The 26842-nt window shown below is 53.1% G+C and carries 23 protein-coding genes; 11 read left to right on the top strand and 12 right to left on the bottom strand.

The window, feature by feature from the left end; all coding sequences use genetic code 11:
• Positions 1-14: 14 nt before the first annotated feature.
• Positions 15-3242: a carbamoyl-phosphate synthase large subunit gene (gene carB / locus OGV98_RS20265; protein WP_003018915.1), complete on the top strand. Its 3228-nt coding sequence runs from the start codon at positions 15-17 to the stop codon at positions 3240-3242.
• Positions 3243-3515: 273 nt separating this feature from the next.
• Positions 3516-3911 (top strand): carnitine metabolism transcriptional regulator CaiF, encoded by a 396-nt coding sequence (gene caiF / locus OGV98_RS20260; RefSeq protein ID WP_003018912.1) that lies wholly within the window; start codon positions 3516-3518, stop codon positions 3909-3911.
• Between the two features lie 75 nt (positions 3912-3986).
• Here the strand turns inward: caiF and caiE are convergent, their stop codons facing one another.
• The 6 genes from caiE to caiT form a co-directional block, all read right to left on the bottom strand.
• Positions 3987-4583, bottom strand: coding sequence for a carnitine operon protein CaiE (gene caiE / locus OGV98_RS20255; RefSeq protein WP_003837359.1), 597 nt, complete (start codon positions 4581-4583; stop codon positions 3987-3989).
• Between the two features lie 6 nt (positions 4584-4589).
• Positions 4590-5375 (bottom strand): crotonobetainyl-CoA hydratase, encoded by a 786-nt coding sequence (gene caiD / locus OGV98_RS20250; protein ID WP_049002757.1) that lies wholly within the window; start codon positions 5373-5375, stop codon positions 4590-4592.
• Positions 5376-5429: 54 nt separating this feature from the next.
• Positions 5430-6983 carry a crotonobetaine/carnitine-CoA ligase gene (gene caiC / locus OGV98_RS20245; RefSeq protein WP_003845685.1) on the bottom strand — a complete coding sequence of 518 codons (1554 nt, stop codon included), beginning with the start codon at positions 6981-6983 and terminating at the stop codon, positions 5430-5432.
• A gap of 62 nt (positions 6984-7045) precedes the next feature.
• Entirely contained in the window at positions 7046-8263 is a 1218-nt protein-coding gene (gene caiB / locus OGV98_RS20240; protein ID WP_061549261.1) for an L-carnitine CoA-transferase, read from the bottom strand.
• A 104-nt stretch (positions 8264-8367) separates the two neighbouring features.
• Complete coding sequence (gene caiA, locus OGV98_RS20235; protein WP_003018898.1) at positions 8368-9510, bottom strand: crotonobetainyl-CoA dehydrogenase; 1143 nt, start codon at positions 9508-9510, stop codon at positions 8368-8370.
• Between the two features lie 34 nt (positions 9511-9544).
• A complete protein-coding gene (gene caiT / locus OGV98_RS20230; RefSeq protein ID WP_003018896.1) occupies positions 9545-11062 on the bottom strand; it encodes an L-carnitine/gamma-butyrobetaine antiporter in 1518 nt (505 codons plus the stop codon).
• Positions 11063-11542: 480 nt separating this feature from the next.
• On the opposite strand from caiT, the gene OGV98_RS20225 reads away from it, so the two are divergent.
• The 9 genes from OGV98_RS20225 to folA all read left to right on the top strand — a co-directional run bounded on the left by OGV98_RS20225 (position 11543) and on the right by folA (position 19872).
• The gene (locus OGV98_RS20225) at positions 11543-12313 is read left to right on the top strand and encodes an electron transfer flavoprotein FixA (RefSeq protein ID WP_058842291.1); all 771 of its coding nucleotides are present in this window, start codon (positions 11543-11545) and stop codon (positions 12311-12313) included.
• 15 nt (positions 12314-12328) lie between these two features.
• Positions 12329-13270: an electron transfer flavoprotein subunit alpha/FixB family protein gene (locus OGV98_RS20220; protein ID WP_016149531.1), complete on the top strand. Its 942-nt coding sequence runs from the start codon at positions 12329-12331 to the stop codon at positions 13268-13270.
• A 48-nt stretch (positions 13271-13318) separates the two neighbouring features.
• A complete protein-coding gene (locus OGV98_RS20215; RefSeq protein ID WP_003018887.1) occupies positions 13319-14605 on the top strand; it encodes an FAD-dependent oxidoreductase in 1287 nt (428 codons plus the stop codon).
• Positions 14602-14889 carry a ferredoxin-like protein FixX gene (gene fixX, locus OGV98_RS20210; RefSeq protein WP_202580790.1) on the top strand — a complete coding sequence of 96 codons (288 nt, stop codon included), beginning with the start codon at positions 14602-14604 and terminating at the stop codon, positions 14887-14889. The genes OGV98_RS20215 and fixX overlap by 4 nt, the downstream gene beginning before the upstream one ends.
• A 147-nt stretch (positions 14890-15036) precedes the next feature.
• The gene (locus tag OGV98_RS20205; RefSeq protein WP_003845694.1) at positions 15037-16380 is read left to right on the top strand and encodes an MFS transporter; all 1344 of its coding nucleotides are present in this window, start codon (positions 15037-15039) and stop codon (positions 16378-16380) included.
• A 91-nt stretch (positions 16381-16471) separates the two neighbouring features.
• A complete protein-coding gene (locus tag OGV98_RS20200) occupies positions 16472-16705 on the top strand; it encodes a YgdI/YgdR family lipoprotein (RefSeq protein ID WP_003018880.1) in 234 nt (77 codons plus the stop codon).
• Between the two features lie 103 nt (positions 16706-16808).
• Entirely contained in the window at positions 16809-17339 is a 531-nt protein-coding gene (kefF, locus tag OGV98_RS20195; protein ID WP_003018878.1) for a glutathione-regulated potassium-efflux system oxidoreductase KefF, read from the top strand.
• The gene (gene kefC / locus OGV98_RS20190; protein ID WP_003018875.1) at positions 17332-19194 is read left to right on the top strand and encodes a glutathione-regulated potassium-efflux system protein KefC; all 1863 of its coding nucleotides are present in this window, start codon (positions 17332-17334) and stop codon (positions 19192-19194) included. The genes kefF and kefC overlap by 8 nt, the downstream gene beginning before the upstream one ends.
• Positions 19195-19392: 198 nt before the next feature.
• Positions 19393-19872, top strand: coding sequence for a type 3 dihydrofolate reductase (gene folA / locus OGV98_RS20185; RefSeq protein WP_003018873.1), 480 nt, complete (start codon positions 19393-19395; stop codon positions 19870-19872).
• A 96-nt stretch (positions 19873-19968) separates the two neighbouring features.
• On the opposite strand, the gene apaH is transcribed toward folA, so the two are convergent.
• From apaH to lptD, 6 genes are read right to left on the bottom strand one after another with little or no spacing between them, the layout of a single operon-like run.
• Entirely contained in the window at positions 19969-20817 is an 849-nt protein-coding gene (apaH, locus tag OGV98_RS20180; protein WP_016149534.1) for a bis(5'-nucleosyl)-tetraphosphatase (symmetrical) ApaH, read from the bottom strand.
• A 10-nt stretch (positions 20818-20827) separates the two neighbouring features.
• Positions 20828-21205 carry a Co2+/Mg2+ efflux facilitator ApaG/CorD gene (apaG, locus tag OGV98_RS20175; RefSeq protein WP_003018867.1) on the bottom strand — a complete coding sequence of 126 codons (378 nt, stop codon included), beginning with the start codon at positions 21203-21205 and terminating at the stop codon, positions 20828-20830.
• A gap of 2 nt (positions 21206-21207) precedes the next feature.
• The gene (rsmA, locus tag OGV98_RS20170; RefSeq protein WP_003018865.1) at positions 21208-22029 is read right to left on the bottom strand and encodes a 16S rRNA (adenine(1518)-N(6)/adenine(1519)-N(6))-dimethyltransferase RsmA; all 822 of its coding nucleotides are present in this window, start codon (positions 22027-22029) and stop codon (positions 21208-21210) included.
• Positions 22022-23014 carry a 4-hydroxythreonine-4-phosphate dehydrogenase PdxA gene (gene pdxA / locus OGV98_RS20165; RefSeq protein WP_044712955.1) on the bottom strand — a complete coding sequence of 331 codons (993 nt, stop codon included), beginning with the start codon at positions 23012-23014 and terminating at the stop codon, positions 22022-22024. Before pdxA ends, rsmA begins: the two co-directional genes overlap by 8 nt.
• Positions 23014-24300, bottom strand: a complete 1287-nt coding sequence (surA, locus tag OGV98_RS20160; RefSeq protein WP_003018860.1) for a peptidylprolyl isomerase SurA — start codon at positions 24298-24300, stop codon at positions 23014-23016. The genes pdxA and surA overlap by 1 nt, the downstream gene beginning before the upstream one ends.
• A 53-nt stretch (positions 24301-24353) precedes the next feature.
• Positions 24354-26711 carry an LPS assembly protein LptD gene (lptD, locus tag OGV98_RS20155; RefSeq protein WP_044712952.1) on the bottom strand — a complete coding sequence of 786 codons (2358 nt, stop codon included), beginning with the start codon at positions 26709-26711 and terminating at the stop codon, positions 24354-24356.
• Positions 26712-26842: the final 131 nt, after the last annotated feature.

Here is a 26842-nt window from a genome sequence, read left to right as displayed (position 1 = left end):
GGAGTAAAAGAGCCATGCCAAAACGTACAGACATAAAAAGTATCCTGATTCTGGGCGCGGGTCCGATTGTTATCGGTCAGGCGTGTGAGTTTGACTATTCCGGCGCACAGGCGTGTAAAGCCCTGCGTGAAGAGGGTTACCGCGTTATTCTGGTGAACTCCAACCCGGCAACCATCATGACCGACCCGGAAATGGCCGATGCCACCTACATCGAGCCGATTCACTGGGAAGTAGTACGCAAAATTATTGAGAAAGAGCGTCCGGACGCGGTGCTGCCAACCATGGGCGGTCAGACGGCGCTGAACTGTGCGCTGGAGCTGGAACGCCAGGGCGTACTGGCTGAATTCGGCGTGACCATGATTGGCGCAACGGCGGATGCCATTGATAAAGCGGAAGACCGTCGTCGCTTCGATATCGCGATGAAGAAGATTGGTCTCGACACCGCGCGTTCAGGCATCGCTCACACCATGGAAGAAGCGCTGGCGGTTGCCGCTGACGTTGGCTTCCCGTGCATTATCCGCCCTAGCTTCACCATGGGCGGCACCGGTGGCGGTATCGCCTACAACCGCGAAGAGTTCGAAGAAATATGCGAACGCGGTCTGGACCTTTCCCCAACCAATGAGCTGCTGATTGATGAATCGCTGATTGGCTGGAAAGAGTACGAGATGGAAGTTGTGCGTGATAAAAACGACAACTGCATCATCGTCTGCTCCATCGAAAACTTCGACGCGATGGGCATCCATACCGGTGACTCCATCACCGTAGCACCTGCCCAGACGCTGACCGACAAAGAATATCAAATCATGCGTAACGCCTCGATGGCGGTACTGCGTGAAATCGGCGTGGAAACCGGCGGTTCTAACGTCCAGTTTGCGGTAAACCCGAAAAACGGTCGCCTGATTGTCATCGAGATGAACCCGCGCGTATCCCGCTCCTCGGCGCTGGCGTCCAAAGCTACCGGCTTCCCGATTGCGAAAGTCGCCGCCAAGCTGGCCGTAGGTTACACCCTCGACGAACTGATGAACGACATCACCGGCGGCCGTACTCCGGCCTCGTTTGAGCCGTCCATCGACTACGTTGTGACGAAAATTCCACGCTTCAACTTCGAGAAATTCGTAGGTGCTAATGACCGTCTGACCACGCAGATGAAATCTGTTGGTGAAGTGATGGCGATTGGCCGCACCCAGCAGGAATCGCTGCAGAAAGCGCTGCGCGGTCTGGAAGTGGGCGCGACCGGCTTCGACCCGAAAGTCAGCCTGGACGACCCTGAAGCGCTGACCAAAATCCGTCGCGAACTGAAAGACGCTGGCGCTGAGCGTATCTGGTACATCGCCGATGCCTTCCGTGCTGGCCTGTCCGTCGATGGTGTGTTCAACCTGACCAACATCGACCGCTGGTTCCTGGTGCAGATTGAAGAGCTGGTGCGCCTGGAAGAAAAAGTCATTGACCTTGGCATCAACGGCCTCGACGCTGACTTCCTGCGCGTACTGAAGCGCAAAGGCTTCGCTGATGCGCGCCTGGCAAAACTGGCCGGCGTTCGCGAAGCGGAAATCCGCAAACTGCGTGACCAATATAACCTTCACCCGGTCTACAAGCGCGTGGATACCTGTGCGGCAGAATTCGCGACCGACACCGCTTATATGTACTCCACTTATGAAGATGAGTGTGAAGCGAATCCGTCCGTCGACCGCGATAAAATCATGGTGCTGGGTGGTGGTCCAAACCGTATCGGTCAGGGCATTGAGTTCGACTACTGCTGCGTACACGCTTCGCTGGCGCTGCGTGAAGACGGCTACGAGACCATCATGGTCAACTGTAACCCGGAAACCGTCTCTACTGATTACGACACTTCCGACCGCCTGTACTTCGAGCCAGTCACGCTGGAAGACGTACTGGAAATCGTGCGTATTGAGAAGCCGAAAGGCGTCATCGTACAGTACGGCGGCCAGACCCCGCTGAAGCTGGCGCGTGCGCTGGAAGCGGCAGGTGTACCGGTAATCGGCACCAGCCCGGATGCCATCGACCGCGCGGAAGACCGTGAGCGTTTCCAGCAGGCGGTTGACCGTCTGAAGCTGAAGCAACCGGCGAACGCTACCGTAACGGCTATCGAACAGGCTGTTGAGAAGGCGAAAGAGATTGGCTACCCGCTGGTGGTGCGTCCGTCGTATGTTCTCGGCGGCCGCGCGATGGAAATTGTCTACGACGAAGCCGACCTGCGTCGCTACTTCCAGACTGCGGTCAGCGTTTCTAACGATGCGCCGGTACTGCTGGACCGTTTCCTTGACGATGCGGTTGAAGTGGACGTGGACGCTATCTGCGACGGCGAAATGGTGCTGATTGGCGGCATCATGGAGCACATCGAACAAGCGGGCGTACACTCCGGTGACTCCGCATGTTCTCTGCCAGCGTACACCCTGAGCCAGGAAATTCAGGATGTGATGCGTCAGCAGGTGCAGAAACTGGCCTTCGAACTGCAGGTTCGCGGTCTGATGAACGTTCAGTTTGCGGTGAAGAATAACGAAGTTTACCTGATTGAAGTGAACCCGCGTGCGGCGCGTACCGTTCCGTTCGTCTCCAAGGCAACTGGCGTACCGCTGGCGAAAGTTGCGGCGCGCGTGATGGCCGGGAAAACACTGGCACAGCAGGGCGTAACCAAAGAAGTTATCCCGCCGTACTACTCAGTAAAAGAAGTGGTGCTGCCGTTCAACAAATTCCCGGGCGTTGACCCGCTGTTAGGGCCAGAAATGCGCTCTACCGGGGAAGTGATGGGCGTGGGTCGTACCTTCGCGGAAGCGTTCGCCAAGGCACAGCTGGGCAGCAGCTCCACCATGAAAAAACAGGGGCGTGCGCTGCTCTCCGTTCGCGAAGGCGATAAAGAGCGTGTGGTTGACCTGGCGGCGAAACTGCTGAAGTTTGGTTTTGAGCTGGATGCAACGCACGGCACGGCGATTGTGCTGGGCGAAGCGGGTATCAATCCACGTCTGGTGAACAAGGTGCATGAAGGGCGTCCGCACATTCAGGACCGTATCAAGAATGGCGAGTACACTTACATCATCAACACCACCGAAGGTCGTCAGGCGATTGAGGATTCCAAGCTGATTCGCCGTAGCGCCCTGCAGTACAAAGTGCATTATGACACTACCCTGAACGGTGGCTTCGCGACGGCTATGGCGCTGAATGCCGATGCCACTGAGAAGGTGACCTCGGTGCAGGAAATGCACGCGCAGATCAAAAAGTCATAAACAAAGAGTCCGGTGATAATTGCGTTAACCGGACCTGCAATATAATCTTGAAAGGGTTTCTGTAAAGAAACCCTTTTTTTATCTCTCGTAAGGTCATTCCTGGCCAAATGCAGTTTCATAACCACATTTTCAATGTAATAAGCACGATATTGCTCACACTAATCAACATTCAAGTCGCATACTATCTTTTATATCCACAATTTTAATATGGCTTAGTTTTTATTAATTTGGACAGGCCGTAGCCAGATTTTTAATTTGTGAAATGGTGTGCTTATGTGTGAAAAATATGTTGAAAGACCGCTTTATTTGTTAATTGCTGACTGGATGATGGCTGAAGATCGTTGGATCACCGCAAAGGAAATTTCCCGCCATTTTGATATTGAACACTGCAAAGCAATTAATACGCTCTCTTATATTCTGTCGGAAGTGGGAGAAATTGTTTGTGAAGTTAAGATGATCCCTAATCAGATTGCAGGCCGGGGCTGCCAGTGCCAACGTCTGGTAAAAGTCATCAGTATTGATTCTCACCTCTACAACCGATTGAGCCACAATTTGCAGGAAAAAAAGGTGAGTGTGGCGAAAACGCCGCGGCTGTCTGCCGTTCCCCCAACAGAGCTCAACCGTGAGCAGAAATGGCAGATGATGCTCTCCAAGAGTATGCGTCGCTAATTGTCAGTTGCCTGATGGCGGCATAAACGGTGGTTGACGCGTAGGCCGGATAAGCGTGAGCGCATCCGGCATCAATTACTGTGCTGATTTGGGTTTTACGTCCGTCGTGCCTTTCAGGCGCGGCCGGTTTTTTTCGACCCGCGTTAATGGCTGCGTCTCGTGTAGGCTTGTTTGGCAGCGGGTTGCAAGGTCCTGATACTCTTTGGTGTTCAGCCGTTTCCAGTGCAGCTCCTGATCTGTGACTTCACGCAATACGCGAGCGGGTGAGCCCACCAGCATCTGCCTTGCCTCCCCCTGAAATCCGGCTTTGACAAAGCTCATGGCGGCGACAATGCTCTCTTCACCAATCACTGCGCCGTCCATAATGACGCTGTTCATGCCGATCAGCGCATCTCTGCCCACCACGCAACCGTGCAGGATTGCGCCATGGCCGATATGCCCATTCTCATGCACGATGGTGTCAGTGTCGCAATAACCGTGCATGATGCAGCCATCCTGCAAGTTAGAACCTGCCTCCAGAATCAGGCGACCATAGTCACCGCGCAGTGAGGCATGCGGGCCGACGTAGACGCCAGCCCCCACGATCACATCACCAATCAACACGGCGCTGGGATGAACATACGCCTCTGGATGCACTACCGGAATCAGGCCTTCAAAGGCGTAATAGCTCATCGGTTATCAGCGTCCTTTCCACACCGGATCGCGTTTTTCTGCAAACGCCTGCGGTCCTTCAAGCGCATCTTCGGAGTGCAGCACTGACGGATAGTGCTTCAGCACGCCGCTGCGGATGTAGCGGTAGCCTTCTTCTACCGGCATTTCGCTGGTCGCACGATAAATCTCTTTCAGCGCGGCGATCGCCAGTGGGGCGCTATTCACCAGCTGCTGCGCCAGTTCGCGCGCACTATCCATCAGTTCGCTCTGGCTGACAACGCGGTTGATGATACCCCAACGCAGCGCTTCTTCGGCACTCATTCGTCTGCCGGTCATCACCATTTCGTTGACGATAGCCGGTGGCAGCAGTTTAGGCAGACGGAGAACGCCGCCGCTGTCAGGCACGATCCCGAGCTTGGCTTCCGGTAGCGCGAAGCTGGCATTTTCCGCGCAGACGATAAAATCCGCCGCCAGCGCCAATTCAAAACCACCGCCAAACGCATAGCCGTTTACCGCAGCGATGACCGGTTTATTGAGGTCGAAAATTTCGGTTAAACCGGCAAAGCCGCCTGGGCCAAAATCGGCATCCGGCGCTTCACCTTCAGCTGCCGCTTTTAAGTCCCAGCCCGCAGAAAAGAATTTCTCACCGCCGCCGGTGATTATCGCTACGCGTAATTCCGGGTCATCACGAAAATTAAGAAACGCTTCACCCATGGCAAAGCTGGTTTTGGCATCAATGGCATTGGCTTTAGGCCGGTCGAGGGTAATTTCCAGAATCGGGCCGTTACGGGTCAGATGTAATGATTCACTCATAGTTCATCTCCAGATAAATAGATTTCCCGGCAGGAGGAATTCCTACCGAGAGGGTTATTTCAGATTTTTTTTGATTATTTTTCCTGAACAATTGCGCGGCAGGTCGGTTCTTATCTCCATAAACGAGGGAACCTTGAATTTCGCCATATTGTTTTCGCAGAAGCTGAAGAACTCGGCTTCGCTTAATGTTTCACCTTCATTAAGGACGATAAACGCTTTAATGGCTTCATCACGGATTGAATCTTTAATACCGACAACCACAATGTCCTGAATTTTCGGATGCGCAGAAATAATATTTTCCAGCTCGACGCAGGAGACATTTTCTCCGCCGCGTTTAATCATGTTGCAGCGTCTGTCGACGAAATAAAAATAGCCATCCGCATCCTGATAGCCCGAATCTCCGGTATGTAACCAGCCTTCAGGTTCCAGCGCTTTGGCGGTAGCCTCCGGCTGGGCATAGTACTCTTTGAAGATTGTTTTGCCCGGCACGCCTTTAATACAGATTTCGCCAATTTCTCCGGCGGGCAGGGGACGGTTGTGATCGTCACGGATTTCGGCTTCATAGCTAAATCCCACGCGGCCAATGGAGGGCCAGCGTCGTTTGTCACCGGGACGGTCGCCGATAATACCGACGATGGTTTCAGTCATACCGTAGGAGGTCAGCAGCCTGACGCCAAAGCGTTCGGTAAAGGCGTCTTTTTCCTGTGCGGATAAATTGAGATAGAACATTACCTCGCGCAGGTGATGCTGTCTGTCGGTTGGCGCGGCAGGTTGTACCATCAGCGTTCTGATCATCATCGGAATGCATTCGGTAACCGTCGCCTTATATCTATGCACCTGATTCCAGAACGCCCTGGCACTGTACTTCTCTAGCAGCACAAAGGTGCTGCCAGCGGAGAATGCGGGCATTGCGGCGGTACACTGACAGTCGATATGAAAAGCGGGCATCACCGTCATGTAGACGTCATCATCGCGCAGAGCGATTTGCCAGGAAGTGTAGTAGCCTGCAAAACGCAGGTTGTAGTGGGTAATCACCACCCCTTTAGGCCGTGAAGTGGTGCCTGAGGTAAACAGAATTTCCGCCGTATCGTCAGTGGATAACGCGGGCGTATAACACAGCGTAGTCGACTGGCGGGATTGCAGTTGGGTAAAGTGGCTCACGCCGTCGTCAACCGGAAGCTGTTCGCCAATCAGACAGATATGATTAAGCGGTGTGGTATTTTCCAGCCGTATCTGGCGGTACATAGGATAAAACTGGGCGCTGGTGACCAGCAGGCTTACCTGGCTGTTTTGTAGGATCCAGGCACTTTCTTCGCCCAGTAAGCGGGCATTAATCGGTACCATAATGGCGCCAATTTTTGCCAGCCCAAACCAGCAAAAAATGAATTCCGGACAGTTATCCAGATGCAATGCGACCTTATCGCCCTTGCGGATCCCTAAGGAATGGAACAGGTTTGCCGTGCGGTTAATCTCTTCATTGAGCGAGGCATAGCTAAACTGCCGAACGACTCCTTCGCAGGATTCGAAAATTAACGCCGTTTTATCTCCGTACACCCCGGCCAGGTCGTCCCACATCTGACGTAAGTTTTGTCCGCCAACGATATCCATATTGCTTTATCCACTGAAATCAGGCGTGAGCGCTAACCCACTCGCGGGTCAGCGCGTCGCGTTTATTCCTCAACTCTGGCCAGGCCTTTGCCGACCAGCTCATTTATGTCTGTTTCGCTATAACCAATGTTTTTCAGAATGGCGGCAGTATCCATGCCATGTGACGGCATGCCACGCCAGATTTTCCCCGGGTTGTTTTTAAATTTCGGCATGATGTTTGGCCCTTTGCAGGTGCGGCCATCCATTGTTTGCCACTGAGTAATGGATTCACGAGCAACGTACTGAGGGTTGCCTTCCAGTTCCGGAATGGTCAGCACCTTCGCGCAGGCGATATTCAGCTCAGCAAAACGCGCCTGGACTTCGGCGATGGTGTGTGTTGCCAGCCACGCGTCCAGTTTCTCTTCCACGAGCGGGCCGTAAGGGCATTCCACGCGATGGATAAGCTGGGTGCCTTCCGGTACTTCCGGTGTGCCAAGAATGTGGGCGAGGCCAATATCTTTGAAGCACTCGTTGATTTGCGTGATGCCGACCAGCTCCATGACGATATAGCCATCGGCGCATTTATACAGGCCGCAGCCAGCGTAATACGGGTCTTTGCCTTTGGTCATGCGTGGGCAAATTTCGCCGCCGTTGAAGTAATCCATCATGAAATACTGACCCATGCGCAGCATCACCTCGTACATGGCGATATCGATGCTTTCACCTTTACCCGTTTCGCGGACTTTGTGCAGAGCCGCCAGCGCCGCTGTCGTCGCGGTCATCCCGGAGAAGTAATCGGCGGTGTACGGAAAGGCTGGCATTGGCTGATCCACGTCACCGTTTTGGATCAGATAGCCACTGAACGCCTGTGCGATGGTGTTATACGCCGGAAGATTGGTGTACTCCTCGGTACCAAACTGGCCGAAGCCGGAAAGGTGGGCGATAACCAGTTTCGGGTTATGTTCCCACAGCACTTCATCGGTAATACCGCGGCGGGCAAAGGCCGGGCCTTTACTGGCTTCAATGAAAATATCGGTGGTTTCCATCAGCTTCAGAAACGCTTCCCGGCCTTCATCTTTGAAAATATTCAGCGACAGGGCATGCAGATTACGGCGTGATAGCTGCGGATAGTTAGGTTGCACGCGGATGGTATCGGCCCATGCGACGTTTTCAATCCAGATAACCTCAGCACCCCATTCGGCGAACATCTGTCCGGCGAACGGACCGGCAATTTCGATCCCTGAAAAGACAACGCGTACCCCGGATAGCGGGCCGAAGGATGGCATTGGTAAATGATTCATCATTTTTCTCCTGGCTTTTTTTGTAGGCCCGGTAAGCGCAGCGCCACCGGGCATATTGCCGGATGGTGGCGTAAACGCCTTATCCGGCCTACGAAACGAACGAATCAACGGTATTGCTTCAATACCGCACGACCCAACGTCAGGATCTGCATTTCGTCAGAACCACCAGAAACACGGTCAACGCGCAGGTCACGCCAGAAGCGCGTGATGCGATGGTTACCCGCGATACCCACGCCACCCAGCACCTGCATGGCGGTGTCTACCACTTCAAATGCCGCGTTGGCGCAGAAGTATTTGCACATGGCCGCGTCGCCCGAGGTAATAGTGCCGTTATCCGCTTTCCATGCGGCTTCCAGCAGCATGTTTTTCATGGAGTTCAGTTTGATCGCCATGTGCGCGAACTTCTCCTGAATCAGCTGGAAACGGCCGATCGTTTCGCCAAACTGTACGCGTTGGTTGGCATAACGCGCTGCGTCTTCAAAAGCGCACATTGCCGTACCGTAGTTGGTCAGTGCGACGAGGAAGCGTTCATGGTCAAACTCTTCTTTCACACGATTGAAGCCATTACCTTCCCGACCGAACATGTCTTTCTCGTCCAGTTCAACGTCATCAAAGGTGATTTCACAGCAGCTATCCATGCGCAGACCGAGTTTCTCCAGTTTGTTGACCTTGATACCCGCCTTGCTCATGTCAACAAACCACTCGGTATAAACAGGTTTATCCGGCGATGCACCATCTCTCGCCATCACTACGATGTACGGGGTATAGGCGCTACTGGTGATAAAGCACTTACTGCCATTAAGATAAACCTTACCATTTTTGCGTGTATAAGTGGTTTTCAGACTGCCAACATCCGATCCCGCTCCCGGTTCTGTGATCGCCGAGTTCCACATCTGCTTACCGGTCCCCTGGAACGCCATGATTTTATCAATTTGCTCTTGGGTACCTTCACGCAGAAAAGTGTTAAAACCGCCAGGTAATTGGTACAACACGTAAGTCGGTGCGCCAAGACGTCCGAGTTCCATCCAGACGGCGGCAACGGTGACAAAACCGGCTTCCAGCCCGCCGTGTTCTTCCGGGATCAACAGGCTATCGATGCCCATATCCGCCAGTGCTTTTACAAAACGCTCAGGGTAGACGCTGTCGCGATCGCACTCGGCAAAATAAGCTTCCCAGTTCTCACTGGCCATCAGTTCACGAATACCGGCGACAAACAGTTCCTGCTCGTCATTTAAGTTGAAATCCATCTTTCAGCCTCTTGATCAATTGGGTTAATAAGAATTACTTGTCTTTCCAGTGCACTTTGGCGTCTTTAATAAAGGACAGCGTCACCATGATGTTGACGAAGAACAGCGGGCATCCTCCGGCGATAATCGCGGTCTGTATCGGCTTCAGCCCGCCCAGCGCCAGTAGAACGATGCCGATGACGCCGACCAGAACGGACCAACCGATACGCACCAACAGCGGCGGTTCTTCACCATCACGAACTTCGCGACAGGTGGACATCGCCAGGGTGTAGGAGCAGGCGTTAATTAGCGTGACGGTGGCAATAAAGCAGAGGATAAAGAAGCCCCACATGGTGGCGGTGCTGAATGGCAAGGCGGCCCAGGTTTCGATAATGGCGCGCGCCACGCCGTGTTGTTCAATCAGCTGCGGGATGTTGAGAATGTTTTTATCCATCAGCAGCAGCGTGTTGCTGCCAAGGACTGTCCACAGGATCCAGGTGGAAGCGGTCAGGCCCAGCACCATCCCAAAGCACAGTTCACGTACGGTACGGCCACGAGAAATACGCGCCAGGAAGATACTCATCTGGATGGCGTAAATGACCCACCACGCCCAGTAGAAAACAGTCCAGCCCTGCGGGAATCCGCCTTTGCCGATGGCATCGGTATAGAACAGCATGCGCGGCAGATACATCAGCAGCATGCCGACCGAGTCGGTGAAGTAGTTCATGATGAAGCTGGCGCCGCTGACGATAAACACCCAGCCCAGCATCAGGAAGCTCAGGTAGCTACGCACGTCGCTGGCGATTCTGACTCCTTTTTGCAGGCCACAGGCTACGCAAATGGCGTTCAGAATGATCCAGCAGGTAATGATGATGGCATCTAATTGCAGCGTATGCGGAATACCGAACAGCCATTGCATACACTCGGTTACCAGCGGCGTCGCCAGACCGAGGCTGGTACCCATCGCGAAGATCAGCGCCACCAGGTAGAAGTTATCAACGATGGTGCCGAACAGCCCTTTCGCATGCTTTTCGCCCACTAACGGTACCAGCGTGGAGCTGGGACGGATGACGTCCATCTTGCGCACAAAGAAGAAATAGGCGAAGGCCACGGAAAGGAAGCTGTAGGTTGCCCACGGCAACGGCCCCCAGTGGAACAGGCTGTACGCCAGACCGATCTCTTTCGCACCCGTGGAATTGGGCTCCAAAGCGAACGGCGGGGTAGAGATATAGTAGTAGATCTCGATGGAACCCCAGAACAGCACCGCGGCGGATGTACAGGAGGCGAACATCATAAAAATCCAGCTGGCGGTACTAAACTCGGGTTTTTCGTCGCCTAATTTCTTTTTGGCATACGGGCCAAAGACTAACCAGAACCAGCCGAAGAGCATGACGACCATATACCATTCGAATGCCCAACCCCAGACGTTGGTGACATAACTGAATACCGCATTAATAACGACGTTAGCGGCATCAAGATCTCTTACTGTTAGCCAACAAAGTATCCCAACAATTATTAATGGCGGAAAAAAAACCTTCGGTTCAATTCCCGACTTTCTCTTTTCATTTTTCATAAGTGAATTCCAGTGTGAAAACGAAATTTATTTAGCGTGCCCGTATGTGATCGTTTGTTTATTTGTTATTAATGATTTGTTGATGACTTTTTAACCTCTGGGGCGCCTCAGTGAGTAACTCATAATGGGTATTCATTTCCGGCTATTCTGTTATGTGTGTCACACTTTTTTATGCTGGTTATTTTGTCTGGAAATCTAAAGAATTTCCTTATTAATCATAATTTTGATATTGATTTTTTAACTTTTTTAAGTGACTGGCGTTCAATATTGTTGAACCAGCAGACAATATTGAAAATTTTCATATTTGACGTGATTCTTTCAATATTGGTGAGGCATGTAACACTATTGAAAGTTACGAATTTCAATGTGTGACATTTTCAATATTGGTGATTAAGGTTTTATTTCCGAATTAAAGAGCGTGATATCTGTATTTAACACCGCCGATATAAATACGTTTCCTTCATGATTTCTGGAGATGCAATGAAGATAATTACTTGCTACAAATGCGTACCTGATGAGCAGGATATTGCGATTAATAATGCTGATGGAACACTCGATTTCAGCAAAGCAGATGGCAAAATCAGCCAATATGATCTGAATGCGATCGAAGCGGCTTGCCAGTTAAAACAGCAGTTGGGAGAGGCTCAGGTTGTGGCCATGAGCGTCGGAGGCAAAGCGCTGACCAATGCAAAAGGGCGCAAAGATGTGCTTTCCCGTGGCCCTGATGAACTGATTGTTGTCATTGACGATCAATTTGAACAGGCGCTGCCGCAACAAACTGCCACTGCGCTGGCTGCCGCCGTGCAAAAATCCGGTTTTGATCTGCTTATTTGCGGCGACGGTTCTTCCGATCTTTATGCTCAGCAGGTTGGTCTGCTGGTGGGCGAAATGCTGGACGTGCCGGCGATAAACGGCGTGAGCAAAATCCTCTCTCTTACCGACAGCACTCTGACGGTAGAGCGTGAACTGGAAGATGAAGTTGAAACCCTGAGTATCCCGCTTCCGGCGGTTATCGCGGTCTCTACTGACATCAACACCCCTCAAATCCCTTCCATGAAAGCCATTCTTGGTGCGGCGAAAAAACCGGTTCAGGTTTGGTCACCTGCAGACATTGGGCTGAACAGCGTGCAGGCGTATTCCGCACAGCAGGTTGCTGCGCCGAAACAGCGCGAGCGTCAGCGCGTTGTAATTGAAGGTGACGGTGAAGAACAGATTGCCGCGTTTGTCGAGAATCTTCGCAAAATCATTTAATTATCAGGGGATGTTATGAACAAATTTTCCAGTATCTGGGTATTCAGCGATACCCCTTCTCGTCTGCCGGAACTGATGAAAGGTGCGCAGGCTTTAGGCGAAAAAGTTAACACGTTTGTGCTCAGCGATGCGGACAGTGCAACGGCATGTCATTTAGGCGCGGATCATGTCTGGCTGCTCAGCGGCAAACCAGAAGACCGTATGGTTGAAGACTACGCCGATGCGATGGCCGAAATCATTCGTCAGCACAGCGAGGGCGGCGCGGTGCTGCTGCCGAATACACGTCGGGGCAAGCTGTTAGCGGCAAAGCTGGGCTTTCGCTTGTCGGCTGCAGTCTCAAATGACGCCAGCGCAGTCGCGGTGCAGGATGGAAAAGCGGCGGTCAAACATATGGTCTACGGCGGCCTGGCGATGGGAGCAGAAACAATCGCTTCACCGTTTGCCGTGATCACTCTCAGTAGCGGAACGTTTGACGCGCAGCAACCGGATACCGCTCGCAGCGGTGAGGTGCACACCGTCCAGTGGCAGGCTCCGGCCATTGTCGTGACCCGTACGGCAACTCAGGCGCGTCAGAGCAACAGCGTCGATCTCGACAAAGCCCGTCTGGTGGTCAGCGTGGGACGCGGTATTGGTAGCAAAGAAAATATCTCGCTGGCAGAAGCGCTGTGCCAGACGATTGGCGCTGAGTTGGCCTGTTCCCGTCCGGTGGCGGAAAACGAGAAGTGGATGGAGCATGAACGCTACGTCGGCATCTCCAACCTGATGCTTAAGCCTGAACTGTATCTGGCCGTGGGGATCTCAGGGCAGATCCAACATATGGTCGGCGCCAACGGCGCACAGACGATTTTCGCCATCAACAAAGACAAAAATGCGCCGATTTTCCAGTATGCAGATTATGGCATTGTTGGCGATGCGCTGAAGATCCTGCCTGCGCTGACGGCTGCCTTAGCGCGTTAAACCATTCGGGCAGGATGCGAAGGTATCCTGCCGCTGACAGGAGTACGTATGTCCGAAGATATCTTTGATGCCATCATCGTGGGTGCAGGTCTGGCTGGTTCGGTTGCGGCGCTGGTGCTGGCTCGGGAAGGTGCACAGGTGCTGGTTATCGAGCGCGGCAATTCTGCTGGCGCGAAGAATGTCACCGGTGGGCGCATGTATGCGCATAGCCTGGAGCGCATCATTCCCGGTTTTGCTGAGCAGGCCCCCATTGAACGCATAATCACCCACGAAAAGCTCGCCTTTATGACCGACAAAGGGGCGATGACCATCGACTATTGCAATGGTGAAGAGGCCGCATCGTCGCAGGTTTCTTATTCCGTCTTACGTAGCAAATTTGACGCCTGGCTGATGGAGCAGGCCGAGGAGGCGGGCGCCCAGCTTATCACCGGTATTCGTGTGGATAACGTTGTGCAGCGCGAGGGTAAAGTCGTGGGCGTGGAAGCCGACGGCGATATTCTGGAAGCTAAAGTGGTGATCCTCGCCGACGGGGTGAATTCTCTGCTGGCTGAAAAGCTGGGTATGGCAAAGCGCGTCGAGGCATCGCATGTTGCCGTCGGCGTAAAAGAGCTGATCGAACTGCCAAAATCGGTAATTGAAGATCGTTTCCAGTTACAGGGGAACGAAGGTGCAGCCTGCCTGTTTGCCGGATCGCCAACCGATGGGTTGATGGGCGGTGGCTTTCTCTATACGAATGAAACAACCCTTTCTCTGGGGCTGGTCTGCGGCCTTCATCACCTGAAAGACGCGAAAAAATCGGTCCCGCAAATGCTGGAAGATTTCAAACAGCATCCGGCGGTTGCCCCACTGATCGCCGGTGGCAAGCTGGTGGAATATGCCGCGCACGTCGTACCTGAAGCCGGTATGAATATGCAGCCTGAACTGGTGGGGGACGGTGTGCTGATTGCCGGTGACGCTGCCGGAATGTGTATGAACCTCGGCTTTACCATTCGCGGTATGGATCTCGCCATTTCCGCAGGCGAAGCGGCGGCGAAAACGGTGCTTTCAGCGATGAAGCGCGACGACTTTAGCAAGCAGTCGCTGGGTGAATACCGTCAGCATCTGGACGATGGCCCGATGCGCGATATGCGTATGTACCAGAAGCTTCCTGCTTTTCTTGATAACCCGCGCATGTTTACCGCCTATCCCGAAATGGCGGTCAGTATCGCACGCGACCTGTTCACCGTAGATGGTTCCGCCCCAGTGCCAATGCGTAAAAAAATCCTGCGCCATGCGAAGAAAGTGGGCTTCATCAACCTGATGAAAGATGGCCTGAAAGGAGTGACCGTATTATGACATCTCCCGTCAATGTGGACGTCAAACTGGGCGTCAATAAGTTCAATGTCGATGAAGACAGCCCGCATATCATTCTCAAAACCGATCCTGATAAACAGGCGCTGGAAGTGCTGATTAAGGCCTGTCCAGCAGGACTGTATAAAAAGCAGGACGACGGCAGCGTACGGTTTGATTACGCCGGATGCCTGGAGTGCGGAACGTGCCGCATTCTCGGGCTCGATATAGCGCTGGAAAAGTGGGAATACCCGCGTGGGACATTTGGCGTGGAGTTTCGCTACGGTTAATAAGTACGAGGTTGTGCATCCGTAGGCCGGATAAGACGCGCTAGCGTCGCCATCCGGCAATCATGTGACGCCAGTGCCGGATGGGGGCGTAAACGCCTTATCCGGCCTATAGATGACGCTTTGCCCGTGTTGAAACAGGAAGTCGCTATGCAGCAGCCCAGGAACTTTGATGACATCAAATTTACCTCTATTCACCGCCGGATAATGCTGTGGGGAAGCGGTGGGCCATTTCTGGATGGTTATGTGCTGGTGATGATTGGCGTGGCGCTGGAACAGCTCACGCCAGCATTGAAACTGGACGCACAGTGGATTGGTCTGCTGGGCGCCGGCACGCTCGCCGGTCTGTTTGTGGGGACGTCGCTGTTTGGCTACATTTCCGATAAGGTCGGGCGGCGCAAAATGTTCATCATCGATATTATCGCCATTGGCGTGATATCGGCAGCAACCATGTTTGTTTCCTCGCCCGTTGAGCTGTTGGTGATGCGCGTGCTGATCGGCATTGTGATTGGTGCCGATTATCCGATTGCTACCTCGATGATTACCGAGTTCTCCAATACCCGCCAGCGCGCTTTCTCCATCGGTTTTATCGCCGCGATGTGGTATGTCGGCGCCACCTGTGCCGATCTGGTCGGTTACTGGCTTTATGATGTTGAGGGAGGATGGCGCTGGATGCTGGGCAGCGCGGTGATCCCCTGTATTTTGATCCTGATTGGGCGCTTCGATCTTCCTGAATCGCCGCGCTGGCTGCTGCGTAAAGGTCGGGTGAAAGAGTGTGAAGCGATGATGATCAAACTGTTCGGCGAACCGGTGGTGTTCGACGAAGAGGCGCCGCAGGAGACGCGTTTCCTTCAGTTGTTTAATCGCCGACACTTCCCGTTTGTCCTGTTTGTTGCCGCTATCTGGACCTGTCAGGTGATCCCGATGTTCGCCATTTATACCTTTGGTCCGCAGATTGTTGGACTATTGGGGCTTGGTGCCGGGAAAAGCGCAGCGTTGGGCAATGTGGTGATAAGCCTGTGCTTTATGCTGGGGTGTATTCCTCCCATGTTCTGGCTCAATAGCGCGGGCCGCCGACCGCTGTTGATTGGCAGTTTTATTATGATGACGCTGGCGCTGGCTGTACTGGGGTTAATTCCTGATATGGGGGCGTGGCTGGTAGTGCTGGCGTTTGCCGTGTACGCGTTTTTCTCGGGGGGACCGGGAAACCTGCAGTGGCTATACCCAAACGAGCTGTTCCCTACCGACATTCGCGCGTCTGCCGTCGGAGTGATTATGTCCTTAAGCCGCATCGGTACTATTGTTTCAACCTGGGCGCTGCCGGTATTCATCACCAAATACGGTATCAGCAATGTCATGCTGATGGGCGCAGGAATTTCGCTGATTGGCCTGCTTGTGTCCATCGCTTTCGCCCCGGAAACGCGAGGTCTGACGCTGGCGCAAACCAGTCAAATGACGATTCGCAGTAAGCCCGTGACCAGGGCAGGCTATTAGGAGTGTTCTGTATTTTCCCTGCAACTCAGTCAGTTAGCCTACAGTTAACTGGGTATATCACTGAAAACAACTGAAAAGCAGGGAGAACACCATGCAAAAACATATCCTGATCACCTCAATTTTTACCGCAGCAGCACTGTTTACCGTGGCCGGTTGTTCCTCAAACCAGGCGGTTAAAACCACCGATGGCAAAACAATCGTCACTGACGGCAAACCGCAGGTTGATGATGATACTGGCCTGGTGTCGTACAAAAACGCGCAAACAGGCAAGACGGAACAAATTAACCGCGATCAGGTTAAGGATATGAGCGAACTGGACAACTAGTTCAGTTTTCTCCATTCAGCCACTCAATAATATTGACTGTTAGCCTGTGGATTAAGTGACTAAACTCACTGTTATTACAATAATGCAGTGACACAGGCTAATCATGATTCTCATCATTTATGCGCATCCTTATCCGCAGCATTCGCATGCGAATAAGCGGATGCTTGAACAGGCAAGGACGCTGGAGGGCGTGGAGATACGCTCGCTCTACCAGCTCTACCCCGACTTCAATATCGATATTGCCGCTGAACAGGATGCGCTGGCGCGCGCTGATTTGATCATATGGCAGCATCCGATGCAGTGGTACAGCACACCTCCATTACTCAAGCTGTGGATGGATAAAGTCCTTTCGCACGGCTGGGCGTATGGCCATGGCGGTACTGCGCTGCACGGTAAACAACTGCTGTGGGCGGTGACGACCGGCGGCGGTGAAAACCACTTCGATATTGGCTCCCATCCCGGATTTGATGTGCTTTCTCAGCCTTTACAGGCAACAGCGCTCTATTGCGGCCTCAAATGGCTGCCGCCGTTTGCGATGCACTGTACGTTTATCTGTGATGATGAAACGCTGCAAGCGCAGGCGCGTCACTACAAACAGCGTCTGATGGAATGGCAGGAGGCACACCATGGATAGCCATACGCTGATACAGGCGCTGATTTATCTCGGATCGGCGGCGCTGATTGTACCCATCGCCGTACGGCTGGGATTAGGGTCGGTACTGGGGTATCTCATCGCCGGATGCATTATCGGACCCTGGGGGCTGAGGCTGGTGACGGACGCCGAATCCATCCTGCATTTTGCGGAGATCGGTGTGGTACTGATGCTGTTTGTCATCGGTCTGGAGCTGGATCCGCAACGTTTGTGGAAATTGCGGGCATCGGTGTTCGGCGGCGGTGCGCTACAGATGGTGGTTTGCGGCGGCTTAATTGGTTTGTTCTGTATGTTCCTTGGCCTGCGCTGGCAGGTAGCGGAACTGATCGGCATGACGCTGGCGCTTTCCTCAACGGCGATCGCTATGCAGGCAATGAATGAACGCAACCTGATGGTTTCGCAAATGGGCCGCAGCGCGTTTGCCGTGCTGCTGTTCCAGGATATAGCCGCTATTCCATTGGTGGCGATGATCCCGTTACTGGCGGCGAGCGGCGCATCGACTACGCTTGGGGCGTTTGCATTGTCAGCCCTGAAGGTAGCGGGCGCACTGGTATTAGTGGTGGTATTGGGGCGTTATGTCACACGTCCGGCCTTGCGTTTTGTTGCGCGTTCGGGCCTGCGGGAAGTATTCAGTGCCGTTGCGCTGTTCCTCGTGTTTGGCTTCGGTCTGCTCCTGGAAGAGGTTGGCCTGTCGATGGCGATGGGGGCCTTTCTGGCCGGAGTGCTGCTGGCAAGCTCTGAGTATCGCCACGCGCTGGAAAGCGACATTGAGCCATTTAAAGGATTGCTGCTGGGACTGTTTTTCATTGGCGTGGGGATGTCTATCGACTTTGGTACGCTGATTGATAATCCCTTGCGCATTATCATTTTGCTGGTCGGTTTCCTGGTTATCAAAACCGTCATGCTGTGGTTGATAGCGAAACCGTTGCAGGTACCGAACAAGCAGCGTCGCTGGTTTGCCGTATTGTTAGGGCAGGGCAGTGAGTTTGCCTTTGTGGTGTTTGGCGCGGCGCAAATGGCAAATGTGCTCGATCCTGACTGGGCGAAATCGCTGACGCTGGCGGTGGCGTTGTCGATGGCGGCTACGCCGATTTTGCTGGTGATTTTGACGCGTCTGGAAAAATCGGCGACTTCGGAAGAGCGGGAAGCCGATGAAATTGATGAGGAGCAACCGCGGGTGATCATCGCTGGATTTGGGCGATTTGGCCAGATAACCGGTCGTCTGTTGTTGTCGAGTGGGGTCAAAATGGTGGTTCTTGATCATGACCCGGACCATATCGAAACGCTGCGTAAATTCGGGATGAAGGTTTTCTATGGCGATGCGACCCGGATGGATCTGCTGGAATCTGCCGGGGCGGCGAAAGCTGAAGTCATTATTAATGCCATTGACGATCCGCAAACCAGCCTGCAGTTAACCGAAATGGTGAAAGAGCATTTCCCGCATCTGCAAATTATTGCTCGTGCGCGCGATGTGGATCATTACATCCGCCTGCGCCAGGCGGGCGTGGATATGCCGGAACGCGAAACCTTTGAAGGTGCACTGAAGACCGGACGTCTGGCGTTGGAGGGTCTCGGGCTTGGGCGCTATGAGGCACGTGAGCGGGCGGACGTATTCCGCCGATTCAATACCATGATGGTAGAGGAGATGGTGAAAGGGGAAAATGACGCGACTTCCCGCGCGGCCGTTTATAAACGCACCAGCGCAATGCTGAGTGAAATTATTGCGGAAGATCGTCAGCACTTATCGTTAATTCAACGCCATGGCTGGCAAGGCACGGATGAAGGTAAGCATACGGGCGACGTCGCCGATGAGCCGGAAGTGAAACCGTCAGCATAGGGTAAAAAATGTGATGTTCTGCAAACTTTACTGCTAATTGGCTGTTTTTGAACTACTGTAATGCTGGCGTACCACCTTAAATAGGTCGGTTCGCCAGCAGAACGGAAAATTTTCCTGTTCATCCTCTTTCCGCCAGTCGACGAAAGATTGCGCTTTCCGTATAGTGGCGACAATTTTTTTGTATCCGGGAAATATTCAATGATCAGTCTGATTGCGGCGTTAGCGGTAGATCGCGTCATCGGTATGGAGAACGCCATGCCGTGGAACCTCCCTGCCGATCTCGCCTGGTTTAAACGTAATACCTTAAACAAGCCGGTTGTCATGGGACGCCACACCTGGGAATCCATCGGGCGACCGTTACCTGGGCGTAAAAATATCGTCATCAGCAGCAAGCCTGGCACTGACGATCGTGTGCAGTGGGTGAAGTCTGTTGATGAAGCCATTGCGGCCTGCGGTGATGAACCAGAGATTATGGTGATTGGCGGTGGGCGCGTGTATGAGCAGTTCCTGCCAAAAGCGCAGAAGCTGTATCTGACGCACATTGATGCTGAAGTCGAAGGGGATACGCATTTCCCGGACTACGAACCGGATGACTGGGAGTCGGTGTTCAGTGAATTCCACGATGCCGACGCGCAAAACTCTCACAGCTACTGCTTCGAGATTCTGGAGCGTCGTTAATCCTGTAAGTGCCGGATGGCGGCGAAACGCCTTATCCGGCCTACTCTTGTGCCAGATGTAGGCCTGATAAGCGTAGCGCCATCAGGCATAAATCTCTCAGGCGTTGACCGCTTCGCCAGGATCCAGATTCAGATGGCGATTTGATGGCTGCACAAAGTACTGTTTGTCTTCCCAGCGCAGACAGGTGAGATCGCCTCCCCAGCAACACCCCGTATCCAGCGCGTAAATACCTTCTGGTGTGCCTTTGCCTTCCAGCGATGCCCAGTGCCCGAATGCAATGCTGTACGCTTCACTGACAGGTCCAGGAATGGCAAACCATGGCTTCAGCGGGGCAGGCGCGTCTTCTGGTGACTCTTTGCTGTACATATCCAGTTGACCGTTGGGGAAGCAGTAACGCATGCGGGTAAAGGCGTTGGTAATAAAACGCAGGCGTGCCAGCCCGGTCAGTTCCGGGGTCCAGTTATTGGGCATGTCGCCGTACATTGCATCAAGGAAGAAGGGATATGAGTCGCTCGACAACACGGCTTCAACATCGCGAGCACAGTCTTTTGCCGTCTGCAGGTCCCACTGTGGGGTGATACCGGCATGCGCCATCACCAGCTTCTTCTCTTCGTCTACCTGCAACAGCGGTTGACGGCGGAGCCAGTTAAGTAATTCGTCGGCATCCGGTGCTTCGAGCAGCGATGTGACCCTGTCTTTAGGTTTATTACGACTGATACCAGCAAATACGGCCAGCAGGTGTAAATCGTGATTACCCAATACCAACCGCACGCTGTCGCCCAGTGATTTCACGTAGCGCAAAACGTCCAGCGAGCCCGGCCCACGAGCGACCAGATCGCCAGTGAGCCATAGGGTGTCTTTTTGGGAATTAAAGTCTACCTGATGCAGCAAGGCTACCAGTTCATCGTAACAACCGTGAACGTCGCCAATAAGGTATGTCGCCATAGTTATTGTTTTAATGAATGAGTGTTGGAACGGCGAGTCGGAATACGGGAATGTCGATGGTAAAGGCGATGCCTTGTTCATCGATCATTTCGTAGTGACCCTGCATGGTGCCCAGCGGTGTTTCAATCACCGCACCGCTGGTGTACTGGTACTCTTCGCCGGGTTCGATATGGGGCTGGACGCCAACCACGCCTTCACCCTGGACTTCTGTTTCGCGGCCATGACCATTAGTGATTAACCAATAACGCCCCAACAGCTGCACAGGCGCTCGCCCCAAATTGCGGATAGTTACGGTGTAAGCAAAAACGTAACGTTCATCATCAGGTGAGGATTGCGCCTCAATGTAGACGCTTTGTACCTGAATGCACACTCGGGGCGAATTGATCATGTTTAACTCTCCTTCGATGGCGCGTTTTCTGACAGATAGTTAGCCATCCGGCAGTATTGCGCGACAGAGATATTTTCCGCTCGCATCGCCGGATCAACGCCCAGCTCTGTCAGTACTTCAACGCTAAATAGGTTGCCGAGACTGTTACGTACCGTTTTACGGCGCTGATTAAACGCTTCGGTGGTAATACGGCTCAGCACACGAACATCTTTAACCGGGTACGGCATCGTCGCGTGAGGGACCAGACGCACAACAGCTGAATCAACTTTAGGCGCTGGCGTAAATGCGGAAGGCGGTACTTCAAGTACCGGGATCACATTGCAGTAATACTGCGCCATGACGCTTAATCGACCATATGCTTTACTGTTTGGCCCTGCAACCAGACGATTGACCACCTCTTTTTGCAACATGAAATGCATGTCGGCAATGGCATCAGTATAGGAAAAAAGATGGAACATGAGTGGCGTGGAGATGTTGTACGGCAGGTTGCCGAATACACGCAGCGGCTGTCCCATCGTTTGTGCCAGTTCGCCGAAGTTCATGGTCATGGCATCTTGCTGATAAATCGTCAGCTTAGGCCCTAAAAACGGGTGTGTCTGTAAGCGTGCTGCCAGATCGCGGTCCAGTTCAATGACCGTGAGCTTGTCCAGACGTTCGCCTACTGGTTCGGTCAATGCCGCCAGGCCTGGGCCGATTTCGACCATAGCCTGACCTTTCTGCGGGTTGATAGCAGAGACAATACTTTCGATCACAAACTGATCGTTGAGGAAGTTCTGCCCGAAACGTTTACGGGCTAAATGGCCCTGATGGACTCGATTATTCATTAGTATTAACAATCATTTTGATGGCGAGATTAAGCGCCGTAATAAAACTGCCGACATCTGCTTGTCCATGGCCCGCGAGTTCAAGTGCGGTGCCGTGATCGACGGATGTGCGAATAAAGGGCAGGCCCAGCGTGATATTCACACCGCGACCAAATCCCTGGTATTTTAGCACGGGGAGACCCTGATCGTGGTACATTGCCAGCACGGCATCCGCGTGGTCGAGATATTTGGGCTGAAAAAGCGTATCTGCGGGCAGCGGGCCGTTTAATTTCATCCCCTGCGCACGCAGTTCATCGAGTACCGGAATGAGGGTGTCTATCTCTTCCGTTCCCATATGACCGCCTTCACCAGCATGCGGGTTAAGACCGCACACCAGAATATGTGGATCGGCAATGCCGAACTTGGTGCGTAAATCATGATGCAAAATGCCGATCACTTCCTGGAGCAGGGCGGGCGTGATGGCGTCGGCAACGGCTCTGAGCGGCAAATGCGTGGTTGCCAGGGCAACGCGCAGCTCTTCGGTCGCCAGCATCATAACAACTTTCTTTGCCTGTGAGCGCTCTTCAAAAAACTCGGTATGCCCGGTAAACGGAACGCCTGCGTCATTGATTACGCCCTTGTGAACCGGACCGGTGATCAGCGCCGCAAACTCACCTTGCAGACAACCATCGCAGGCGCGAGCCAGCGTATCCACTACATATTGCCCGTTTTCTACCGCCAACTGACCCGCGACAGCAGGTGCCCGCAGCGCAACCGGTAACAGCGTCAATGTGCCTGCTGATTGCGGTCTGGCTGGGGTATCTGGAGAGTAGGGGAGGAGTGAAAGCGGTAAACCGAGCATTGCTGCCCGGTCACGGAGAAGTCCTGCATCTGCACAGACAACGAGTTCCACAGGCCAATCGCGCTGGGCGAGCTGAACCACCAGGTCCGGGCCAATCCCGGCGGGTTCGCCGGGAGTGATAACAACGCGTTGAGTACGAGCCATTAGTTGCTCAGAACTTTAACGTAAGCGCTGGCGCGCTGTTCCTGCATCCAGGTTGCTGCTTCTTCCGAGAATTTACGGTTCATCAGCATGCGGTAAGCTCTGTCTTTCTGCGCCGCGTCAGTTTTATCAACGTTCCGCGTGTCCAGCAATTCGATCAGATGCCAACCGAAAGAGGAGTGCACCGGGGCGCTCATCTGGCCTTTATGAAGTTTGGTCAGCGCATCGCGGAAAGCTGGGTCGAAAATATCCGCTGCAGCCCAACCCAGATCGCCGCCCTGGTTGGCAGAGCCTGGATCCTGAGAAAACTCTTTAGCGGCTGCCGCGAAGGTCGTTTTACCGCTCTTAATATCTGCCGCGATTTGTTCCAGCTTCAGACGCGCCTGCTGATCGGTCATGATCGGCGACGGCTTAAGCAGAATATGGCGGGCGTGAACTTCAGTCACGGAGATGCTCTGGCTTTGGCCACGCATATCATTGACTTTCAGGATGTGGAAGCCGACACCTGAACGAATTGGGCCGATGATATCGCCTTTTTTCGCAGTGCTTAACGCCTGGGCGAAGATACCCGGCAGCTCCTGAATACGTCCCCAACCCATCTGGCCGCCTTTCAGCGCCTGCTGGTCAGCGGAATAAGTAATAGCCAGTTTGCCAAAATCACTACCGTTACGCGCTTCATCAACAACAGAGCGCGCCTGGCTTTCAGCCGCGTTAACCTGGTCGGAAGTTGGGTTTTCCGGTAATGGGATCAGAATGTGGCTCAGGTTCAGTTCGGTGCTGGCATCGTTTTGGTTGCCTACCTGTTGCGCCAGGGCATCCACTTCCTGAGGCAGGATGGTGACGCGACGGCGAACTTCGTTGTTACGCACTTCAGAGATGGTCATCTCTTTGCGGATCTGGCTACGATAGGTCGAATAGCTTAAACCATCCTGTGCCAGACGACTGCGCATCTGATCCAGCGTCATGTTGTTCTGCTTGGCGATGTTGGCAATAGCCTGATCCAACTGCTCGTCAGAGATTTTAACACCCATCTTCTGACCCATTTGCAGGAGGATTTGATCCATGATCAAACGTTCCAGGATCTGATGACGCAGCGTGGCGTCGTCCGGTAACTGCTGACCAGCCTGACCCGCATTAAGTTTTACTGACTGCATTAAGCCATCGACGTCGCTTTCGAGAACGACGCCGTTATTGACGACGGCTGCGACTTTATCGACTACCTGTGGGGCAGCGAAACTGGTATTCGCGATCATGGCGATACCGAGAAGCAGCGTTTTCCAGTTCTTCATACTTTTTCCATTTCAATTAACCGCGATGCGGATTACGTTGTAAATCAATCAGATCATAAAGAGCTTTGATACGGCAAAATGTTTGAACGCAACATTTGGTTGGTGCCGAGACCGTAGTTGGAGCTCAGGCCGCGCAGTTCGATATTAAAGCCGATCGTGTTGTCATAAATCGCGTGTTTCTGGGTGTTATCCCAGCCGTTCAGCTTACGTTCGTAACCGAAGCGAATAGCGTAACAGCAGGAGTTGTACTGCAGCCCCAGCATTGAATCTGCTTCTTTGTTCACGTTGGTATCGAAGTAGTAAGCGCCAACAATCGACCAACGGTCGGCGATTGGGAAGCTTGCCACTGCGCCCACCTGTGAGATCCCGTTTTTATACTGCTCTGCCGTAGAGTAGTAAGACGGCAGAGTAGCCTGGATATACTCCGAGCTGGCATAACGGTAGTTCAACTGCAGCATACGGTTTTCGTCGCGACGGTATTCGATACTGCTGCTACTGGTTGCAACGCTGTCCAGACGGGTATCGTACTGGATCCCACTGCGTAAACCCCAGCGATCGGAGATGCGCCAGTAGGTATCGCCCGCCCATACCAGTGAGCCCGTTTTGTCGTCATTCTCCCATTTAATGTTGTCATCGCCGGTGCGAGACTCGGTGAAATAGTAGATTTGACCCACGGATATATTAAAACGTTCAACGGCTGCGTCATCATAAACGCGAGATGTGACCCCAGTCGTGACCTGGTTGGCGGAGGCAATGCGGTCCAGACCGCCATAGGTACGGTCACGGAACAGGCCGCTATAGTCAGATTGCAGCAGGGACGAGTCATAGTTATAGATATGACTTTGGTCGCGATACGGTACGTACAGGTACTGCGCGCGCGGCTCCAGCGTTTGGGTATAGCCTGGCGCCAGCATTTCCATGTCACGCTCGAACACCATCTTGCCGTCAACTTTAAACTGCGGCATGACGCGGTTAGCTGAATCATCGAGCTTGGTGTTCTGCGGGTTGCTGTTGTACCAATCCAGATTAGTCTGCTGATAGTGCGTTGCCAGCAGTTTTGCTTCGGTATTGATACTTCCCCAGTTGTTCGACAATGGCAGATTGATGGTCGGTTCAAGGTGAACGCGCGTCGCTTCCGGCATGTTGTCGTTGGTGTTAACGAAGTGCACCGCCTGACCATAAATACGGGTATCAAACGGACCAACGTCATTCTGGTAGTAGTTGACATCTAACTGCGGCTGCGCAGAGTAGCTGTTACTGTTTTGCGCGTCGAAGACCTGGAACTGCTTGGTCGAAACTGTGGCATCAAAGTTCTGTACTGCGTAGCCGACGCTGAATTTTTGCGTGGCGTAGCCGTCGGTACTGGAACCGTATTTGTTATCGAAATCATTAAAGTAGCTGGTGTCGCTGACCTTGGTATAGTCAACGTTGAAACGCCACACCTGGTCCATCACCCCAGAGTGTTGCCAGTAAAACAGCCAGCGACGTGAATTGTCATCCTTCGGATGTTCGTCCTCATACACTTTATCGGAGTTCAGATAGTCGAACTCCATCAGGCCCGCACCTGCTTGCGTCAGGTAGCGGAATTCGTTTTCCCACATGATCCCGCCACGACGGTGCATATAATGTGGCGTGATGGTGGCGTCCATGTTGGGCGCAATGTTCCAGTAATATGGCAGGTAGAACTCAAAATAGTTATTAGTGGAATATTTTGCGTTCGGGATCAGGAAACCGGAACGGCGCTTATCGCCGACGGGTAACTGTAAATAAGGACTATAAAAGACCGGAACCGGACCCAGTTTAAAACGGGCGTTCCAGATCTCTGCGACCTGTTCTTCACGGTCGTGGATCACTTCGCTACCGACGACGCTCCAGGTATCGGAACCTGGCAGACAGGAGGTAAAGCTACCGTTTTCCAGAATGGTATAACGGTTTTCGCCACGCTGTTTCATCAGATCGGCTTTCCCGCGTCCCTGACGGCCCACCATCTGGTAATCACCTTCCCAGATGTTGGTATCTTTGGTATTCAGATTCGACCAACCCTTCGGCCCCTTCAGAATAACCTGATTGTCATCATAATGGACATTGCCCAGCGCATCGACGGTACGTATTGGCTCCGGCTGGCCTTCAGCCTGCTTCTGATGAAGCTGTACTTCGTCGGCCTGCAGGCGGCTGTTACCCTGTGCGATGTCCACGTTGCCGGTAAACACCGCGTCATCGGGATAATTCCCTTTAGCGTTGTCGGCATTGATGGTGACGGGTAATTCATTAGTCTCGCCCTGTACCAGAGGACGGTCATAGCTCGGCACGCCCAGCATACACTGTGAGGCGAGATCGGCTGCCAGGCCCTGATGGCTATAGAGGGCACTGGCAATCATGGTGGCCAGAAGAGTGGGAATACGTTTTTTCATACGTTGTATTTATTGTTCCATCATCAGTAGCGTCGCGCGTGACAAACGGTCACAGCCTAACTTATCTCATCTTCACTGCGCTAGTGTTAATCCTGCCCATTTAGGCATCCGTGGTGTTAGGCACGGCATTG

Origin of the sequence: Citrobacter sp. Cf136 (assembly GCF_030333815.1) — a bacterium.
Lineage (GTDB): Bacteria > Pseudomonadota > Gammaproteobacteria > Enterobacterales > Enterobacteriaceae > Citrobacter > Citrobacter freundii.
This window is presented reverse-complemented; position numbering and strand designations above follow the sequence as displayed.

What these genes read in the sequence shown, in the direction of transcription:
- carB (WP_003018915.1), top strand. Translation starts at nt 15, where the DNA reads ATGCCAAAACGTACAGACATAAAAAGTATCCTGATTCTGGGCGCGGGT.
- caiF (WP_003018912.1), top strand. Translation starts at nt 3,516, where the DNA reads ATGTGTGAAAAATATGTTGAAAGACCGCTTTATTTGTTAATTGCTGAC.
- caiE (WP_003837359.1), bottom strand. Translation starts at nt 4,583, where the DNA reads ATGAGCTATTACGCCTTTGAAGGCCTGATTCCGGTAGTGCATCCAGAG.
- caiD (WP_049002757.1), bottom strand. Translation starts at nt 5,375, where the DNA reads ATGAGTGAATCATTACATCTGACCCGTAACGGCCCGATTCTGGAAATT.
- caiC (WP_003845685.1), bottom strand. Translation starts at nt 6,983, where the DNA reads ATGGATATCGTTGGCGGACAAAACTTACGTCAGATGTGGGACGACCTG.
- caiB (WP_061549261.1), bottom strand. Translation starts at nt 8,263, where the DNA reads ATGAATCATTTACCAATGCCATCCTTCGGCCCGCTATCCGGGGTACGC.
- caiA (WP_003018898.1), bottom strand. Translation starts at nt 9,510, where the DNA reads ATGGATTTCAACTTAAATGACGAGCAGGAACTGTTTGTCGCCGGTATT.
- caiT (WP_003018896.1), bottom strand. Translation starts at nt 11,062, where the DNA reads ATGAAAAATGAAAAGAGAAAGTCGGGAATTGAACCGAAGGTTTTTTTT.
- OGV98_RS20225 (WP_058842291.1), top strand. Translation starts at nt 11,543, where the DNA reads ATGAAGATAATTACTTGCTACAAATGCGTACCTGATGAGCAGGATATT.
- OGV98_RS20220 (WP_016149531.1), top strand. Translation starts at nt 12,329, where the DNA reads ATGAACAAATTTTCCAGTATCTGGGTATTCAGCGATACCCCTTCTCGT.
- OGV98_RS20215 (WP_003018887.1), top strand. Translation starts at nt 13,319, where the DNA reads ATGTCCGAAGATATCTTTGATGCCATCATCGTGGGTGCAGGTCTGGCT.
- fixX (WP_202580790.1), top strand. Translation starts at nt 14,602, where the DNA reads ATGACATCTCCCGTCAATGTGGACGTCAAACTGGGCGTCAATAAGTTC.
- OGV98_RS20205 (WP_003845694.1), top strand. Translation starts at nt 15,037, where the DNA reads ATGCAGCAGCCCAGGAACTTTGATGACATCAAATTTACCTCTATTCAC.
- OGV98_RS20200 (WP_003018880.1), top strand. Translation starts at nt 16,472, where the DNA reads ATGCAAAAACATATCCTGATCACCTCAATTTTTACCGCAGCAGCACTG.
- kefF (WP_003018878.1), top strand. Translation starts at nt 16,809, where the DNA reads ATGATTCTCATCATTTATGCGCATCCTTATCCGCAGCATTCGCATGCG.
- kefC (WP_003018875.1), top strand. Translation starts at nt 17,332, where the DNA reads ATGGATAGCCATACGCTGATACAGGCGCTGATTTATCTCGGATCGGCG.
- folA (WP_003018873.1), top strand. Translation starts at nt 19,393, where the DNA reads ATGATCAGTCTGATTGCGGCGTTAGCGGTAGATCGCGTCATCGGTATG.
- apaH (WP_016149534.1), bottom strand. Translation starts at nt 20,817, where the DNA reads ATGGCGACATACCTTATTGGCGACGTTCACGGTTGTTACGATGAACTG.
- apaG (WP_003018867.1), bottom strand. Translation starts at nt 21,205, where the DNA reads ATGATCAATTCGCCCCGAGTGTGCATTCAGGTACAAAGCGTCTACATT.
- rsmA (WP_003018865.1), bottom strand. Translation starts at nt 22,029, where the DNA reads ATGAATAATCGAGTCCATCAGGGCCATTTAGCCCGTAAACGTTTCGGG.
- pdxA (WP_044712955.1), bottom strand. Translation starts at nt 23,014, where the DNA reads ATGGCTCGTACTCAACGCGTTGTTATCACTCCCGGCGAACCCGCCGGG.
- surA (WP_003018860.1), bottom strand. Translation starts at nt 24,300, where the DNA reads ATGAAGAACTGGAAAACGCTGCTTCTCGGTATCGCCATGATCGCGAAT.
- lptD (WP_044712952.1), bottom strand. Translation starts at nt 26,711, where the DNA reads ATGAAAAAACGTATTCCCACTCTTCTGGCCACCATGATTGCCAGTGCC.